General features: G+C 69.8%; 13 protein-coding genes. 7 read left to right on the forward strand and 6 right to left on the reverse strand.

Going from position 1 to position 17,188, the window contains the following annotated elements:
* Nucleotides 1-19 precede the first annotated feature (19 nt).
* Nucleotides 20-3,049, reverse strand: a complete 3,030-nt coding sequence (uvrA, locus tag ACH4U7_RS04820) for an excinuclease ABC subunit UvrA (protein WP_398526602.1) — start codon at nt 3,047-3,049, stop codon at nt 20-22.
* A 229-nt stretch (nt 3,050-3,278) separates the two neighbouring features.
* Between uvrA and ACH4U7_RS04825 the strand changes: the two genes are divergently transcribed.
* The 3 genes from ACH4U7_RS04825 to ACH4U7_RS04835 all read left to right on the forward strand — a co-directional run bounded on the left by ACH4U7_RS04825 (nt 3,279) and on the right by ACH4U7_RS04835 (nt 6,176).
* Nucleotides 3,279-4,001, forward strand: a complete 723-nt coding sequence (locus ACH4U7_RS04825) for a maleylpyruvate isomerase family mycothiol-dependent enzyme (protein ID WP_398526603.1) — start codon at nt 3,279-3,281, stop codon at nt 3,999-4,001.
* A 4-nt stretch (nt 4,002-4,005) separates the two neighbouring features.
* Nucleotides 4,006-4,662 carry an MBL fold metallo-hydrolase gene (locus ACH4U7_RS04830; protein WP_398526604.1) on the forward strand — a complete coding sequence of 219 codons (657 nt, stop codon included), beginning with the start codon at nt 4,006-4,008 and terminating at the stop codon, nt 4,660-4,662.
* A 188-nt stretch (nt 4,663-4,850) separates the two neighbouring features.
* Complete coding sequence (locus ACH4U7_RS04835; protein WP_398526605.1) at nt 4,851-6,176, forward strand: MFS transporter; 1,326 nt, start codon at nt 4,851-4,853, stop codon at nt 6,174-6,176.
* A 112-nt stretch (nt 6,177-6,288) separates the two neighbouring features.
* Here ACH4U7_RS04835 and ACH4U7_RS04840 read toward each other — a convergent pair whose 3' ends face one another.
* The 4 genes from ACH4U7_RS04840 to uvrB all read right to left on the reverse strand — a co-directional run bounded on the left by ACH4U7_RS04840 (nt 6,289) and on the right by uvrB (nt 12,590).
* A complete protein-coding gene (locus ACH4U7_RS04840; protein WP_398526606.1) occupies nt 6,289-7,296 on the reverse strand; it encodes a TerC family protein in 1,008 nt (335 codons plus the stop codon).
* 263 nt (nt 7,297-7,559) lie between these two features.
* A complete protein-coding gene (locus ACH4U7_RS04845; protein ID WP_398526607.1) occupies nt 7,560-9,521 on the reverse strand; it encodes a TerD family protein in 1,962 nt (653 codons plus the stop codon).
* Between the two features lie 157 nt (nt 9,522-9,678).
* Entirely contained in the window at nt 9,679-10,257 is a 579-nt protein-coding gene (locus ACH4U7_RS04850) for a TerD family protein (protein WP_358634113.1), read from the reverse strand.
* 176 nt (nt 10,258-10,433) lie between these two features.
* Complete coding sequence (gene uvrB, locus ACH4U7_RS04855; RefSeq protein ID WP_398526608.1) at nt 10,434-12,590, reverse strand: excinuclease ABC subunit UvrB; 2,157 nt, start codon at nt 12,588-12,590, stop codon at nt 10,434-10,436.
* Nucleotides 12,591-12,795: 205 nt separating this feature from the next.
* On the opposite strand from uvrB, the gene ACH4U7_RS04860 reads away from it, so the two are divergent.
* From ACH4U7_RS04860 to ACH4U7_RS04875, 4 genes are all read left to right on the forward strand, one after another.
* Entirely contained in the window at nt 12,796-13,770 is a 975-nt protein-coding gene (locus tag ACH4U7_RS04860; protein WP_398526609.1) for a glycerophosphodiester phosphodiesterase, read from the forward strand.
* Between the two features lie 129 nt (nt 13,771-13,899).
* Entirely contained in the window at nt 13,900-14,523 is a 624-nt protein-coding gene (locus ACH4U7_RS04865; protein WP_398526993.1) for a methylated-DNA--[protein]-cysteine S-methyltransferase, read from the forward strand.
* A 468-nt stretch (nt 14,524-14,991) separates the two neighbouring features.
* The gene (locus ACH4U7_RS04870; protein ID WP_398526610.1) at nt 14,992-15,639 is read left to right on the forward strand and encodes a DUF4360 domain-containing protein; all 648 of its coding nucleotides are present in this window, start codon (nt 14,992-14,994) and stop codon (nt 15,637-15,639) included.
* Between the two features lie 82 nt (nt 15,640-15,721).
* Nucleotides 15,722-16,384, forward strand: coding sequence for a DUF4360 domain-containing protein (locus ACH4U7_RS04875; RefSeq protein WP_398526611.1), 663 nt, complete (start codon nt 15,722-15,724; stop codon nt 16,382-16,384).
* Nucleotides 16,385-16,454: 70 nt separating this feature from the next.
* On the opposite strand, the gene ACH4U7_RS04880 is transcribed toward ACH4U7_RS04875, so the two are convergent.
* A complete protein-coding gene (locus ACH4U7_RS04880) occupies nt 16,455-17,102 on the reverse strand; it encodes a uridine kinase (RefSeq protein WP_398526612.1) in 648 nt (215 codons plus the stop codon).
* Nucleotides 17,103-17,188: the final 86 nt, after the last annotated feature.

A 17,188-nucleotide genomic window follows, 5' to 3' on the forward strand; every position in this document is an offset into this window, starting at 1 on the left:
ACGGCGCCTTCGGCACGCGCTACTTCGCCGCCGCGCGCCGTCCGGAGACCGTCGTCTTCGCCCCCGTCTTCTTGGCCGCGGTCGTCTTGGCAGCGGTCTTCTTGGCCGCCGCCTTCTTCGCCGGAGCCTTGGCCGGGGCCTTGGCCGGAGCCTTCGCGGGGGCCTTCTTCGCGCCCTTCCGGCCGACCGGCGCCACCGCGTCGCTCACCAGGTCCCCCAGCATCTCCCTGAGGAACTTGCCGGTGTGGCTGGCCGGGACCGAGGCCACCTCCTCGGGGGTGCCCTCGGCGACGACCAGGCCGCCGCCGCTACCGCCCTCCGGGCCCATGTCCACGACCCAGTCGGCCGTCTTGATCACATCGAGGTTGTGCTCGATGACGATCACCGTATTGCCCTTGTCGACCAGTCCGGACAGCACCTTGATCAGCTTGCTGATGTCCTCGAAGTGCAGCCCGGTCGTGGGCTCGTCCAGGACGTAGACCGTGCGCCCCGTCGACCGCTTCTGCAGCTCGCTCGCGAGCTTGACGCGCTGCGCCTCGCCGCCGGAGAGGGTCGGCGCGGGCTGCCCGAGCCGGACGTAGCCGAGCCCGACCTCGTTGAGCGTGCGCAGATGGCGGGAGATCGTCGGCACCGCCTCGAAGAAGTCGAGCGCCTCCTCGATGGGCATGTCCAGCACCTCGGCGATGGACTTGCCCTTGTAGTGCACCTCCAGCGTCTCCCGGTTGTAGCGGGCGCCGTGGCAGACCTCGCACGGCACATACACATCCGGCAGGAAGTTCATCTCGATCTTGATGGTGCCGTCGCCGGAGCAGTTCTCACAGCGGCCGCCCTTGACGTTGAAGGAGAAGCGCCCGGGCAGATACCCGCGGACCTTGGCCTCCATCGTCTCCGCGAACAGCTTGCGCACATGGTCGAAGACGCCGGTGTACGTCGCCGGGTTGGAGCGCGGGGTGCGGCCGATGGGCGACTGGTCGACGTGCACCACCTTGTCGACGAGGTCGTCGCCGGCGACCCGGGTGTGCCGGCCCGGGACGGCCCGCGCCCCGTTCAGCTCGCGCGCCAGGTGGGTGTACAGGATGTCGTTGACCAGGGTGGACTTTCCCGATCCGGAGACGCCGGTGACGGCGGTGAGCACACCGAGCGGGAAGGACACATCGATGTCCTGGAGGTTGTTCTCCCGGGCGCCGTGGACCGTCAGCTGCCGCTCCGGGTCCATGGGCCGGCGCATCCCCGGCAGCTCGATGGACTTCTTCCCGGCCAGATACTGGCCGGTCATCGACTCCTCGTTGGCCAGCAGCTCGGCGAGCGGCCCACTGTGGACGACCTTGCCGCCGTGCTCGCCCGCGCCCGGGCCGATGTCCACCACCCAGTCCGAGGTCTTGATGGTGTCCTCGTCGTGCTCGACGACGATCAGAGTGTTGCCCAGGTCGCGCAGCCGCACCAGCGTCTCGATCAGCCGGTGGTTGTCGCGCTGGTGCAGCCCGATCGACGGCTCGTCCAGTACGTACAACACGCCGACCAGGCCGGAGCCGATCTGGGTGGCCAGCCGGATGCGCTGTGCCTCGCCGCCGGAGAGCGTGCCCGCCGCGCGGTTGAGCGAGAGATAGTCCAGGCCGACGTCGACCAGGAACCGCAGCCGCTCGTTGACCTCCTTGAGCACCCGCTGGGCGATGGTCTTGTCGCGGGCGCTCAGCTTCATGTCGCGCAGGAACTCGGCGCACTCGCTGATCGACATCGCGGAGACCTCGGCGATGGAGCGGCCCTCCACCGTGACGGCCAGGATGAGCGGCTTGAGCCGGGTGCCCTCACAGGTGGGGCAGGGCACCTCGCGCATATAGCCCTCGAAGCGCTCGCGGCTGGAATCGCTCTCCGCCTCCGTGTACCGCCGCCGGACGAAGGGCACCGCGCCCTCGAAGGACGTGACGTAGGCGCGCTCCCGCCCGTAGCGATTGCGGTAGCGGACCTCGATCTGTGTCTTGTGCCCGTAGAGCAGCGCCTTCTTGGCGCGCTGCGGAAGCCCGGCCCAGGGGATGTCCGTACGGAACCCGAGCGCCTCGGCCAGCCCGCCGTACAGCCGGGCGAAGTAGTCCTTGGTGTGGCCGTGGGACCAGGGGTGGATGGCGCCCTCGTCGAGCGACTTCTCCTCGTCCGGGATGATCAGCTCGGGGTCGACCTCCATACGGGTGCCGATGCCGGTGCACTCCGGGCAGGCGCCGAAGGGCGAGTTGAAGGAGAAGGAGCGCGGCTCCAGCTCCTCGAACGACAGGTCGTCGTACGGGCAGTAGAGGTGCTCGGAGAACATCCGCTCGCGCTGCGGGTCGTCCTCGTCGAGGTCCACGAAGTCGAGGATCACCATGCCGCCGGAGAGCCCGAGCGCGGTCTCGATGGAGTCGGTCAGCCGCCGCTTGGCGCTGTCCTTGACCGTCAGGCGGTCGATGACCACCTCGATGGTGTGCTTCTCCTGCTTCTTCAGCTTCGGCGGGTCGGTCAGCTGGATGGTCGTGCCGTCCACCCGCGCCCGGCTGTAGCCCTTGGTCTGCAGATCGGCGAAGAGGTCGACGAACTCCCCCTTGCGCTCGCGCACCAGCGGCGACAGCACCTGGAAGCGGCTGCCCTCGGGCAGCTCGAGCACCTTGTCGACGATCGCCTGCGGCGACTGGCGGGAGATCGGGCGGCCGCATTCGGGGCAGTGCGGCTTGCCGATCCTGGCGAACAGCAGCCGGAGGTAGTCATAGACCTCCGTGATGGTGCCGACCGTGGAGCGGGGGTTGCGCGAGGTGGACTTCTGGTCGATGGACACCGCCGGGGACAGGCCCTCGATGAAGTCCACGTCGGGCTTGTCCATCTGCCCCAGGAACTGGCGCGCGTACGAGGAGAGGGACTCGACGTAACGGCGCTGGCCCTCCGCGAAGATCGTGTCGAACGCGAGGGAGGACTTGCCCGACCCGGAGAGCCCGGTGAAGACGATGAGGGAGTCGCGAGGTAGGTCGAGCGAGACGTTCTTGAGGTTGTGCTCGCGAGCGCCACGGACGATGAGACGGTCGGCCACGCCGGTCGGCACCTTTCTTGAGAGAGGTGTGGGGTCCGCGGGCCCCGCTTCCGTGGAGGCTCTGCCGGTGCGCAGAACCGGAGCGAGGCGAAGCCCCCCGACCCAGGGTAGGGGGCGCTGCGGCGATGTCTTTAAGGATGCAGCACACGAGCCTATAGCACGCACATTCGATTTGCGGGCCGAGGACGACAGCTTCACCCGAACGTGTGGTGCGGACTACCGTCAGAGCATGACCGATTACGCGCGGGACGCGGCCGCGGTGCGGGGCGCGACCGACCGGCTGATGACTTCGGTGTCCAGGCTGGACGAGACGGCCGTGACCGAACCCTCGCTGCTCCCGGGCTGGACCCGGGGCCATGTACTGGCGCATCTGGCACGCAACGCGGACGCCCTGGTGAATCTCCTCACATGGGCGCGCACCGGGGAGCCGACCCCCATGTACGCGAGCGAGGACGCGCGCGACCGGGAGATCGAGGACGCGGCGGCCCGTCTGCTCCCCATCCACCTCGACGATCTGCGCACCAGCGCGTTCCGCTTCAACGCGGCGGCCGCGGCGCTCCCCGCGCACCGGCGGCCCTTCGAGGTCACCATGCGGCGCGGCGTCGTCGAGCAGGCCGGCCGGCTGCCCTTCCGCAGGCTGGTCGAGGTCGAGCTGCACCATGTGGACCTCGGGATCGGCTACACCCTGGCGGACCTGCCCGCCGCTTTCGTCGAGCAGGAGCTCGACTTCCTGGCCGAGGGCAGGTTCGCGGGCCACCCCGACGTGCCCCCGCTGCGGCTGGTGTCGGCTGACGGCGGCCGGGCCCGGCACACCGGCCGGGCGGGCGCCGAGCCGCCGCTGACCGTCGAGGGCTCCCCCGCCGCCCTGTTGGGGTGGCTGAGCGGGCGCACGGACGGCGCGGATCTGTCCTGTCGGGACGCGCCCCTGCCGTCCCTCCCGCCGCTAGGCTGAGGCCATGACGTACAGCGGAGCGGTGAAGGTCGGCGGGCCGGCGGATGTGCATGAACTGCCCGATCTGATGATCTCGAAGGTCGCGGTCGGTCCGGGAAGCAACAACGCCTATCTGCTGCGCTGCCGCGCCACCGACGAGCAGCTGCTCATCGACGCCGCGGCCGAGCCGCACACCCTGCTCTCGTTCATCGGGAGCAGCGGTATCGCGTCCGTCGTCACCACCCACCGCCACCCCGACCACTGGGGCGCGCTGCGCGAGGTGGTGGAGGCCACCGGCGCCCGCACCTACGCGGGCCGCTACGACGCCGAGGGCATCCCGGTCCCCACCGACGTCCCGGTCGAGGACGGGGACACGCTGCGCGTCGGCCGGGTCGAGCTGACCGCCCGCCGCCTGGTGGGGCACACACCGGGCAGCATCGCGCTGGTCTACGACGACCCGCACGGCCATCCGCATGTGTTCACCGGCGACTGCCTCTTCCCGGGCGGGGTCGGCAACACCTGGAAGGATGCGAAGGCGTTCGCGAGCCTGATCGACGACGTCGAGAGCAAGCTCTTCGATCAGCTGCCGGACGAGACCTGGGTGTACCCCGGCCACGGCGACGACACCACCCTGGGCGCGGAGCGCCCGCACCTGGGCGAGTGGCGCGAGCGCGGCTGGTGAACGAGGCGTGGTGAGCGACGCGCGGCGCATGAGGGAAGCGCGCGGCGCGGCGTGAAAGCGACGCGCGGCGCCGCGTGAGAGCGGCCCGCGCGGCGCCCGGGAGGGCGCGCGCCGCGCCCTCGCGCCGTGCGCCCTCGCAGACACCGCACGCCCCGTAACCGCGGGCGCACGGCGGCGGTTGGCGCTTCATGCACGACGACCGCTCCCCGTCCATGGTCCGGCTCGCCGCCGCGTCCCTGGTCGGCACCGCCATCGAGTTCTACGACTTCTTCGTCTACGGCACCGCGGCCGCGCTCGTCCTCGGCCCGCTCTTCTTCCCCACCGTCTCCCCGCTCGCCGGGACCTTCGCCGCCTTCGGCACCTTCGCCGTCGGCTTTCTCTCCCGGCCCCTGGGCTCGGCGCTCTTCGGCCCTCTCGGCGACCGGTACGGCAGACGGCCGGTCCTGGTGTTCTCGCTGCTGCTCACCGGGGTCGCGACGGTCGCGGTCGGCTTCGTGCCCACGTATGACTCGATCGGCGCCGCGGCCCCCGTACTGCTGCTGACGCTGCGCTTTCTGCAGGGCCTCGGGCTCGGCGGCGAATGGGGCGGCGCGGTGCTGCTGACCGCCGAGCACGCGCCCGAGCGGCGGCGCGGGCTGTGGGCGGGCATTCCGCAGATCGGCCCGTCCGTCGGATTTCTGCTCGCCAACGGCGTCATGCTGGCCCTGTCGGCAACGCTGAGCGAGGCCGATTTCCGGTCCTGGGGCTGGCGGGTGCCGTTCTGGGCGGCGGCCGTGCTGGTGGCGGCCGGGCTGCTGCTGCGCGCCCAGCTCACCGAGTCCCCGCAGTTCCGGGAACTGGCCGAGCGCGACGAACGCGCCGCCACTCCGCTCGCCGAGGTGGTGCGCGGCCACTGGCGGCTGGTGCTGCTCACCGCGGGCGGCCTCGCGGTGGGCTACGCGGTCTTCTACACCGTGACGACCTGGTCGCTGGCGTACGGGACGGAGCGGCTGGGGGTGGACCGCACAGTCATGCTCGGCTGTGTCATGGCGGCGGTGGCGGCCCTGGGCGCGGTGACGCCGCTGGCCGCGCATCTGGGCGACCGCTTCGGGCGGCGGAGCATGTGTCTGGCGGGCTGCGCCGGCACGGTGCTGTGGATGTTCCCGATGGTGGCGCTGCTGGGCACCGGGCGGGCCCCGCTGATGTTCCTCGGCTTCCTGGGCGCGCTGCTGGCCTTTGTCGCGATGTTCGCCGTCACGGCGGCCTATCTGCCCGAGCTGTACGAGCCGCGGGTGCGCTGCACGGGCGCGGCCCTCGGCTACAACCTCGGGGGCGTGCTCGGCGGCGGGCTCACCCCGCTGGTGGCGACCGCCCTGTCGCGCGGCGATGGTCCGCCGTGGGGCGTCGCCGCGTATCTGACCGGCGTCGCGCTGCTCAGCCTGGGCTGCTTCGCACTGCTGCCGGAGACCCGACCGGCGGACGGCACGGACCGCCCCCTCCCACGGCCGATGGAGGCCGGGGAGGCGGCGGTCTAGGGCCCGCTCCGGGGTCAGGGCAGCCCGGGGCGAGTCGGGAGCGGGAGCCGGCGGGTGCGGCCGCCGGCTCCCTGGTCGGGGTGGTGCTTCGAGGCTGCCGCCGTCGCCGTGGTCAGGGCCGGGCGTCGACGCTGTCCCGCTCGTCCGCCGCGGCGTCCTCGGCCCGCTCCCGCTCGGCCTGCTTCTTCGAGGCGTAGAGGCTGGTGACCGTGGTGATGGCGAGCACCGCGCAGATGACCGCGAGCGAGACCGGGATGCTGATCTCGGGGACATGCACCCCGGACTCGTGCAGCGCGTGGAGCACCAGCTTCACGCCGATGAAGCCGAGGATCACCGACAGCCCGTACGACAGGTGGACCAGCTTCTTCAGCAGCCCGCCGATCAGGAAGTACAGCTGGCGCAGGCCCATCAGCGCGAAGGCGTTGGCCGTGAAGACGATGTACGGGTCCTGGGTGAGGCCGAAGATCGCGGGTATCGAGTCGAGCGCGAACAGGACGTCCGTGGTGCCGATCGCCAGCATGACGATGAGCATCGGGGTCATCAGGCGCTTGCCGTTCTCGACGATGAACAGCTTGGTGCCGTGGTACTTGTCGGTGGACGGGAAGCGCTTCTCGACCGCCTTCAGCAGGCGGTTCTCCTCGAACTCCTCTTCCTCCTCACCGGCCCGCGCCTCCTGGATGAGCTTCCAGGCGGTCCAGATGAGGAACGCGCCGAAGAGGTAGAAGACCCAGGAGAAGTTCGAGATGATCGCGGCGCCCGCGCCGATGAAGACCGCCCGCAGCACCAGCGCTATGAGCACACCCACCATCAGCACCCGCTGCTGGTAGATCGTCGGCACCGCGAACTTCGCCATGATCAGCACAAAGACGAAGAGGTTGTCGACGCTCAGCGACTTCTCGGTGATGAACCCGGCGAAGAACTCGCCCGAGGGCTGCCCGCCCGCGAAGACGAGCAGCCCGAGCCCGAACAGTCCGGCGAGGGCGATCCAGACGGCCGTCCAGATGCCCGCTTCCTTGAGCGAGACCTCATGCGGTTTACGGCCGCCGATGAAGAAATCGACGGCGATCAGGGCACACAGACCGGCAATGGTCAGCACCCACAGGGACCAGGAGACGTCCAACGATTCCTCCGGCATTCGTACGGCAAGTTCAGCGTCGTCGCTGCCGGAGGTCTCTTCCGCCCGGGCTCGCACCACGGGCCGACGCCCCGGGTTCGCATCCGGCCCGACCAGGCACCGGACGCGATCCGTACTGACGGGAACGCCGCGACAGGAGTACTCCCCTCCGCACAAAGAAGAGTACAGGAATAACCAAGGAAGAGTAAAGAGATGGGTAAATCCGCTGGTCAGTAGTCCTTTACCTAGTAATGACCGAGCATCAGGAGTCAGCGGCCGTACGACTGCCGGGCCCTGACCACCTGCGTCAGCACCTGCTCCACCACCTGACTGCCGGCCGGCACCAGCGACGGCTCGTACGTCCAGGCGTGGCCCACCCAGGGGTCGGCCAGGTGGTCGTCCGGGACCGGGGTGACCCTCAGCAGCGAGCGCCACAGCGGGTCGAGCACCGGACCGTACGCCTGGGCGTCCTGCCGGTCGGCCACCATCATCAGATGCACGCCCACCGAGGGCCCCTCGTCCGCGAGATAGCGCAGCTGGGTGACGGCCCGGTCGTCGAAACCGTGCGGGAAGTCATTGACGATCAGCAGCTGTTCGGCGATGTCCAGGTCCGGCGGCAGCGCGTCCGTGGCGCCGCTGCGCACCGCCATCTGCACCAGGTCGACCCGGCGCGTCAGCCCGGCGAGCATCGCGCTCACCCCCTGGGCGCCGGAGGCGGGCGGCTCGCGCAGCACGCCGGAGCTCAGCAGCGGGGCCAAGGACCCGGCCGCCGACCCCGCCGGGTCGATCACATGGACCGTGAACTCGCCCGCCGGATAGACCGCCAGCAGCCGCGCGGCATGCGCGACCGCCGTGTCCGCGGCCAGCCGGCGCAGCTCACCGGAGTCCACCATCGCCGCGTCGGACAGTGCGTCCCGCCCGCTGTCGATCCACAGCCCGCGCTCCAGCGGCAGCCGCACCAGCATCGGGATGCGCAGATCACTCCGCTCCGGGAGATACAGCTCCCCCAGGCGCAGGGCCATGGGGATCTCCATGGGCACCTGATAGGCCTGCCAGACCGGGCTGTCCCAGCGCGCGAACGCCGGGGGCAGCGCGGGCTCGACCACCTCGGCCTCGGCGGCGAGTTGGGCCAGATCCCGGTCGAGGGCCGCGCGGGCCTGCTCGACCAGGGCGGTGTGCTTGGTACGGGCCTCCGCGCGGGCCGCGTCGGCGGCCGGGCCGAAGCGGGTGCGCGGGTCGGACAGGACCCCGTCCAGCTCCTTCTCCATACGGGAGTCGGCGAAGTCGACGGCGCTGCGGTACGCCGCGGTCGTCCGCGCCAGGTCCTCGAACATGCCCCAGACCTGGTTGTAGAGCCGCTCGTCCATGGTCCAGCCGGAGGCGTCGCCCGCGACGGGCTGGGCGGGCTGTCCCGGCTGGGCGGGCGGGGCGGCCGGAGGGGGCGTGGGCGGCGCGGACGTACGGCGGCTGGGGTGCTGGTAGTTGACCGATCCACCCGAGGCCGATCCGCCCGAACCCGGCCCGCCCGAACCGGGCGCGGCTCCGGCGGCGGTGCCCGCGGGGGCCTGCTGCGGCGCGGCGGCGGACTCGCCCATCGGGCCGCTGCCGCCGACCGTGGCCGTGCGCACCCGCCCCTCGCCCTCCGGGCGGGGCGGCGGCGGCGGGGCGACCGAGCGGGCCATGCCCTGGGCGATCGCGTCATTGATCCGCGCGGCGAGCTCGACGGCCTCCGACAGCCCCTGGTCCTGGAGCATCGCGGCCAGCCCGCCCGCGTACCCCTGGCCGACGGCGCGCACCTTCCAGGCGCCCTGCCTGCGGTACAGCTCCAGGGCGACCACCGCGGACTCCGAGTCCAGGTCGGTGATGGTGTAGCTGGCGACCTCGGTGCCGTCCAGGCCGGTGGCGGCGATGAACGGCGCGGGCATGGCGCCGAAGCGGGTGGGGCCGCCGACGCCCGTCGGCAGGGCCAGCAGAACATTGACCCGGTGGACGTCCTCGGGCATCGCGCCGAGGTCCACGGCGAGCCGGTGATCCGCCGCGGCCTGCTTGGGCACATCGATGCCCGGAAGCTGCGGCGCGGCGGGATGGGCGACCCATTCGGTCCCCCGTACTGTGCCCTGCTCGTCGCCGAGGGTCACCCCGGCCACGATCGGATGGCCCGCCGAGACCCGGATCTCCAAACGGGTCTGGGGCAGTGGATGGTTCTGCCCTCGGACCAGCTCGGCCGTCATGGGTGCGTCCCCTCGTTGTGTTTCGCCGTATTGAAATATGCGTTGAGTGCTTGTACGTGCGATCAAGTGCTTGTGCGTGTGTGCTCGGTGCCTATGGCGCCGGGAGCACGTCGGCCCGGTGGGCGGATGCGCCTACCGGGCCGACGGATTCAGCTGCTCACAGGTGCGGCAGGAGGTGCGGCATCAGGTCCTGGAAGGTGCGGCCGTTGGCCGGCTCGCCGACGGCCTTCATCTGCCAGCCGGAGCCGGCGCGCTGCACCTTGGCCATGATCTGCGCGGTGTACTGCCCGCCACCGGTGAGGGTGTAACGGGCCAGCTCCTGGCCGTTGGTCTCGTCCACCAGCCGGCAGAACGCGTTCTGCACCTCGGCGAAGGTCTGGCCGGTGAAGGAGTTCACCGTGAAGACGATCTGGTCGATGTGCACCGGCACCCGCTGCAGATCGACCAGGATGGCCTCGTCGTCGCCGCCTTGGCCGGCGCCGCCCACCAGGTTGTCGCCGGTGTGGCGCACCGAGCCGTCGTCGCTGACCAGGTGGCGGAAGAAGACGACGTCCACCGGCTGCTTGTCGGCGAACAGGACAGCCGAGGCATCGAGGTCGATCTCCCGTGTGCGGGAACCGAACAGCCCGCGGCGGGGCGCCGCCTGCCAGCCAAGTCCCATCCGCACCGCGGTCAGGGTGCCCCCGTCGGCCTTCTGCAGACTGATGGCCTGTCCCTTGGACATGTTGACCGTCACGCGCTGTCCCTACTCTCGTTTCTCGATATCCCCGCGGCCGCCCGGTCCGCACGGCCTGTTTGAACCCTATGCACTGGGACAAGCCCCCCAACCGCCCCCACCGGCTTTTGTGTCGGTCTTGCAACACACCGGGCGGCACGGACCGGGCACCGCACACCTCAGGGGTCACTCAGGGGTCAGGACAGGCCGGCCTCCCTCATCTGACGCAGCTCTTTCTTCAACTCCCCCACCTCGTCGCGCAGCCGGGCCGCGATCTCGAACTGCAGCTCGGCGGCCGCGGCCCGCATCCGGTCGGTCATCTCCTCGATCAGCTCGGCGAGTTCGGCGGCCGGACGGTCCGTCAGCTGCCCGTCCTTGGCCCCCTTGGCGCCCTTGGCAGCTTTGCCGGTGTTCCCCGCCCGCTGCCCGGCGAGAGCGGGCACCGGGGCCTTCGCCTGCCCCTTGGCGCCCTTGCCATCGGTCTTGCGGTAGCCGGTGCCCAGCAGCTCCTTGGTGTCGATCTCCTCGCGGGCGATGGTCGCCACGATGTCGCCGATCTTCTTACGGAGCGGCTGCGGGTCGATCCCATTGGCCTTGTTGAAGGCGACCTGCTTCTCCCGGCGCCGGTTGGTCTCATCGATGGCCTTCTCCATCGCCGGAGTGATCTTGTCGGCGTACATATGCACCTGGCCGGAGACGTTACGAGCGGCGCGGCCGATGGTCTGGATCAGCGAGGTGCCGGAGCGCAGGAACCCCTCCTTGTCGGCGTCGAGGATCGCGACCAGCGAGACCTCCGGCAGGTCCAGGCCCTCACGCAGCAGGTTGATGCCCACCAGGACGTCGTATTCGCCCGCGCGCAGCTCGCGCAGCAGCTCCACGCGGCGCAGGGTGTCCACGTCGCTGTGCAGATAGCGGACCTGGATGCCCAGCTCCAGCATGTAGTCGGTGAGGTCCTCGGCCATCTTCTTGGTGAGGGTGGTGACCAGGACGCGCTCGTCCTTCTCCGTACGCGTGCGGATCTCGTGGATCAGGTCGTCGATCTGCCCCTCGGTGGGCTTGACGACGACCTCGGGGTCGACCAGGCCGGTCGGGCGGATGATCTGCTCCACAAAGCCGTCGCCGCGCGAGAGCTCGTACGGCCCGGGGGTCGCGGAGAGATAGACGGTCTGGCCGGTGCGCTCCAGGAACTCCTCCCACTTGAGCGGGCGGTTGTCGAGCGCGGACGGCAGCCGGAAGCCGTGCTCGATCAGCGTCCGCTTACGGGAGGCGTCGCCCTCGTACATCGCGCCGATCTGCGGGACGGTGACATGGGACTCGTCGATGACCAGGAGGAAGTCCTCCGGGAAGTAGTCCAGCAGGGTGTGCGGCGGGGATCCGGTCTCACGGCCGTCGATGTGCAGGGAGTAGTTCTCGATGCCGGAGCAGGTGCCGATCTGGCGCATCATCTCGATGTCGTACGTCGTCCGCATCCGCAGCCGCTGGGCCTCCAGCAGCTTGCCCTGCTTCTCCAGCCTGGCCAGGGTCTGCTCCAGCTCGGACTCGATCCCGGCGATGGCCCGCTCCATGCGCTCGGGTCCGGCCACATAGTGGGTGGCCGGGAACACATAAAGCTCTTCGTCGTCGCTGATGACCTCGCCGGTGAGGGGGTGGAGCGTGGACAGCGCCTCGATCTCGTCGCCGAACATCTCGATCCGGACGGCCAGCTCCTCATAGACCGGGAAGATCTCGATGGTGTCGCCGCGCACCCGGAAGGTGCCGCGGGTGAACGCCACATCGTTGCGCGCGTACTGGATGTCGACGAAGCGGCGCAGCAGCTGATCGCGGTCGATCTCCTCGCCGACCTTCAGCGGCACCATGCGGTCCACGTACTCCTGCGGGGTGCCCAGGCCGTAGATACACGAGACGGATGCCACCACGACCACGTCACGCCGGGTGAGCAGCGAGTTTGTCGCGGAGTGGCGCAGCCGCTCGACCTCCTCGTTGATCGAGGAGTCCTTCTCGATGTATGTGTCCGACTGCGGGACATACGCCTCTGGCTGGTAGTAGTCGTAGTACGACACAAAGTACTCAACCGCATTGTTCGGCAGGAGCTCGCGGAACTCATTGGCGAGCTGGGCGGCGAGGGTCTTGTTGGGCGCCATGACGAGGGTCGGGCGCTGGAGCTTCTCGATCATCCACGCAGTGGTCGCCGACTTTCCGGTGCCGGTCGCGCCGAGCAGCACAACATCGCTCTCACCAGCGCGGATGCGCCGCTCCAGGTCGGCGATCGCCGTCGGCTGGTCGCCGCTGGGCTGGTACGGGCTGACGACCTCGAAAGGCGCCACCTTGCGTTCGATCTGAGATACGGGCCGCATGACACCCACCGTACGACCCGCCACTGACAACGGCCGACCGGCCGAACCCGGAGCCGTGGAGGGGTGACCCCTTTCGCGTCACGGCGGGGCGCCCGGCGGGACCGTGCTTCACTCTGTCCAACCACCACCTATCCTCCGGGACGGCACGACTGGGACCCTCTGCCCGTCCGCGATTCACGCGAGTCAGACGACGCGAGGAGTCCGTATGCGCATCCGCCCCGCCGCCGCCCTCACCGGCGCGCTCATCGGTATGTCCGCGCTCTTCCTCTCACCGGCGGCCGCCCGGGCCGAACAAGCCGACCACGTCGATCGAGTCGATCACCTCGACCACGCCAATGACGCCGATCAAGTCACCGACCAGTCGCGCCACACCGTCACCGTCGCCCACCGGGGCGCCTCCGCCTACGCCCCGGAGAACACGCTCGCCGCCGTCGACGCGGCCGACGACCTCGGCATCACCTGGGTGGAGAACGACGTCCAGCGGACCAAGGACGGCGAGCTGATCGTCATGCACGACACCACGCTGAACCGGACCACGGACGTCGAGGAAGTCTTTCCGGACCGCGCCCCCTGGAAGATCTCCGACTTCACCCTCGACGAGATCCAGCAACTCGACGCGGGCAGCTGGTTCAGCCCCAAGTTCGCGGGCGAGGGGGTGCCGACCCTCGAGGACTACCTCGATCGGGTGGAACACAACCACCAGAAGCTCCTCCTGGAGCTCAAGGCCCCCGAGCTGTATCCGGACATCGAGCGCCAGACGCTGCGCGAGCTGCGCAGAGCGGGCTGGCTGGACCGCCGCCATGTCCAGCACAAGCTGATCGTCCAGAGTTTCGGCGCGGACGCCGTGAAACAGGTCCACGACCTGCGACCGGACGTCAAGACCGGCTTCCTCGGCACACCCGCCGTCGAGGACCTGGAGACCTACGCGGAATTCGCCGACCAGATCAATCCGAGCTACAAGACCATCGACGCCGACTATGTCGACGCGGTCCACGAGGTGGACGGCGCGCACGGCCGTCCGTTCGAGGTCTACGCCTGGACTGTGAACGACGCGCAGACGGCGGTCGACGTCGCGCATATGGGCGTGAACGGGATCATCACCAACAACCCGGATGTAGTGCGGGACGCGCTGGAGGACGCGGGCTACGAGGTGCCGGGCGCCCCGGCGGCGGTCTCGTAGCGGCGGCGTAGCGGCCGTCACAGCCCGGCGCGGCGGCGTAGCGGCGTCGCGGCCTGGGCGCGGGGAGGCGTTGTCGGTCCCCGCGCCTAGGCTGGACCCGTGACGATCTCAGAAGGGCCGGGGCCGGCGATCCCGGCGGAGCAGGACGGGCCGACGGAGCGGCGCGAGACCCGCGCATGGTGCTGGAGCGTGCTCGACTCCCCCATCGGCCCGTTGCTGCTCGCGACGACGGATCAGGGCCTGGCCCAGGTCGTCTTCCACGCCGACGGCGCGACGGCTGCCAAGGCCGTCTCCCGGCTCACCGCCCGGCTCGGCACGGCCCCGGAGCCCGACCCTGCCTTCGGGGCGGGCTCACCGGCCGACTCCGCGGCCGGGGCCGTACCGGACCGCGTCGCCCACCTCGGGTCGGCCGTGCGCCAGCTGGAGAGCTACTTCGCCGACGGGCTGCGCGAGTTCACCGTCCCCCTGGACTGGTCCCTCACCACCGGTTTCAACCGCCGCGTCCTGCGCGAGCTCGCCGACCACATCCCGTACGGCACGGTCGTCGGCTACGGGGAGCTCGCCGACCGCGTCGGCGACCCGGGCGCCGCGCGGGCGGTAGGGGTGGCCATGGGCAGCAATCCGCTGCCGGTCGTGGTGCCCTGCCATCGCGTCGTCGAAAGCGGCGGCGGCATAGGTGGTTTCGGCGGCGGCCTGGAGACCAAGCGCACGCTGCTGGCCCTGGAAGGGATCCTTCCGCAGCCACTCTTCTGAACCGGGCTCAGAGCCGGGATCCGTGCACGGCTCTGAGCTGGGGTCTGAACTGGGGTCTGAGCTGGGGTCTGAGCTGGGCCCTGTGTCCGGCTCTGTGCCTGGATGCCGCCTGGGAAATATCTTGTTCCGGAAAACTCCACCCGTCTTGTCGTGGACACGTTTCGCTCCTATCTTTAGATCGCTCCCAATGCGCACTGACCACGCGCATGACACTGCGAGCGCGCTCCTTTCTTGAAGGCTGCACCGCTTTCCCCACACAGCGGTTAAGGCCCTCCCGGAAATACCGTGAAGAACCGCGGACGACCGCATATGCCCGCGGCCACTACCGGACATCCGGACATCCAAACATCCGACGAAATCGCGCCGAAAGCGCGCGTCGGCATGCGCCACACCCCTGGCACCACACCCCTGGCAACACACGTCCCCACGGCTTCACCCACCGCTTGATCGACCTTCGATAGGAGAACCATGTCTTTTGGCCTGCTCGCCGGCGGCGCGGTCGCCGCGTTATTCGCAGCGGGTATTTCCCCGCAGGGCGCGTCGGTCACCGATGTGCCGACCGAGAAGATCCAGGTCACCATCAACACCGTGAACGGATCGGGCTGCCCCAAAGGGACCGCCGCCGTCGCCGTCTCCAGCGACAACACGGCCTTCACAGTGACCTACAGCGACTATCTCGCCCAGGTCGGCGCGGGTGCGGACCCGACCGACATCCGTAAGAACTGCCAGCTCAACCTGGGCGTCCACGTACCGCAGGGCTTCACGTACGCCATCGCCAGCGTCGACTACCGCGGCTACGCCTACCTGGAGAAGGGAGCGAAAGGCACCGAGAAGGCGAGTTATTACTTCCAGGGTTCGGCGGACACGGCATCGCGGACCCATGACTTCAACGGTCCGTACAGCGACAACTGGCAGACCCGCGACTCCACCGATTACAGCGCCCTGGTCTGGGCGCCCTGCGGCGTGGAACGCAACTTCAACATCAACACCGAGCTGCGGGTGAACGCGGGTACCTCGACGGCGGGCAGCACCAGCTTCATGGCCATGGACTCGACCGACGGCAGCAACAACACGATTTACCACATCGCCTGGAAGGAATGTCCTTCCGTCCGGTAAGGCGCGAAACTCCACCAGCCAGGGCGGCGTCGGAGCCTGCCCGGCTTTCCGTCGTCGTCCACAGACGATCGAATGGAGAATCATGCCCGGTGCAATGTTCGCAGGAGGCGTGGCCGCGGCTTTGTTCGCCACGGCACTCGTTTCCTCTCAGCCCGCGTCCGCGCAATCGCCGTTCGACGACCCGCCGCCCGACAAAATCGTGATCACGGTCGCGACGGTCAACGGTTCGGGCTGTCCGGCGGGCACCGCGGCGGTGGCCGTATCGCCCGACAACACGGCGTTCACGGTCACCTACAGCGACTATCTCGCCCAAGTGGGCAAGGGCGCCAAGCCGACCGACTTCAGAAAGAACTGCCAGCTCAACCTTGTCGTGCATGTGCCGCAGGGCTTCACGTACGCGATCGCCAGCGTGGACTACCGCGGCTACGCGCACCTGGAGAAGGGCGCGACCAGCGTCGAGAAGGCCTCGTACTACTTCCAGGGATCGTCGAATACGGCGGCGAAATCCCATGAGTTCACGGGCGTCTTCGACGACAACTGGCAGGCGACCGACGTCTCCGACATCGCCACCGTGGAATGGGCCCCCTGCGGTGCGCTGCGGAACTTCAACATCAACACCGAGCTGCGGGTCAATGCCGGTACCTCGGACACGACCAACACGACGAGCTTCATGACCATGGACTCGACGGACGGCAGCGTGAGCACCACGTACCACTTCGCGTGGAAGGAGTGCCCGCCGGCGTAGCCACCCCCCGCCGGACCTCACACTCCTGGCGCCGTGCGCCTCGCCCCCACAGGGGCGCGGCGCACGGCGTTCACGCGCCCGGTCCGCTCCAGGCAGGATGGCGCGGATCGTCCGCGCGGACCACCACATCCGCGGTCTCCGCGGGCCGCGCCTCCTCCTCGTAACGCGCGAAGGCGGGCAGCGTCCACTGTTCGTCCTCGTCCGTGCGGCGGGCGAGCGCGGCCGGGGACAGCCGCAGATGCACCGACAGGTCGAACGGGAACCAGCGCCCCAGCAGCAGCGCGCCATGGAGCAGCAGCACTCCGCCCGGCGGCAGTTCGACATACGGGGAGCGGGTGGCCCGGTCGGTCACCGGATCCCACAGATCGGGGAGCACCCGCCCCGTGCCGCGCGGCTCGGGCTCCAGCGGGTCGAAGACCTCACGCCACAGGGCGCCCGTGTCCAGCCACATGTCGTAGTACGCGTCGGCGTCCCGCCGCCCGTACTCGTAGCGCAGCGACGCCGCGCGCAGAAAGCCGCCCGCCGCGACCACCAGCGCCGGCCGCCCCCGCACCCGCAGCGCCTCGGCCAGCCCCTCCGCCAGCTCCCCGGTACGCGCCGCCGGCGCCCCGTCGACCGCCACCCTCAGCCAAGGGCTGCCGTCCGCCGCCGTCAGATCCGCGACGCGGTCGGCGAGCACGCCGGTCAGCCGTTCCCAGGAGATCGCTTCGAGCCGCACAGCCCCCATCATGCAGGTACCTCGTCGCAGAACGCGGACCTCCGTGTCCCGAAGGAGTCACGCCACTGGACGCGAGCGTAGGATCC

It is taken from the genome of Streptomyces sp. NPDC020845 (assembly GCF_044334165.1).
In the GTDB taxonomy this organism is placed as follows: domain Bacteria; phylum Actinomycetota; class Actinomycetes; order Streptomycetales; family Streptomycetaceae; genus Streptomyces.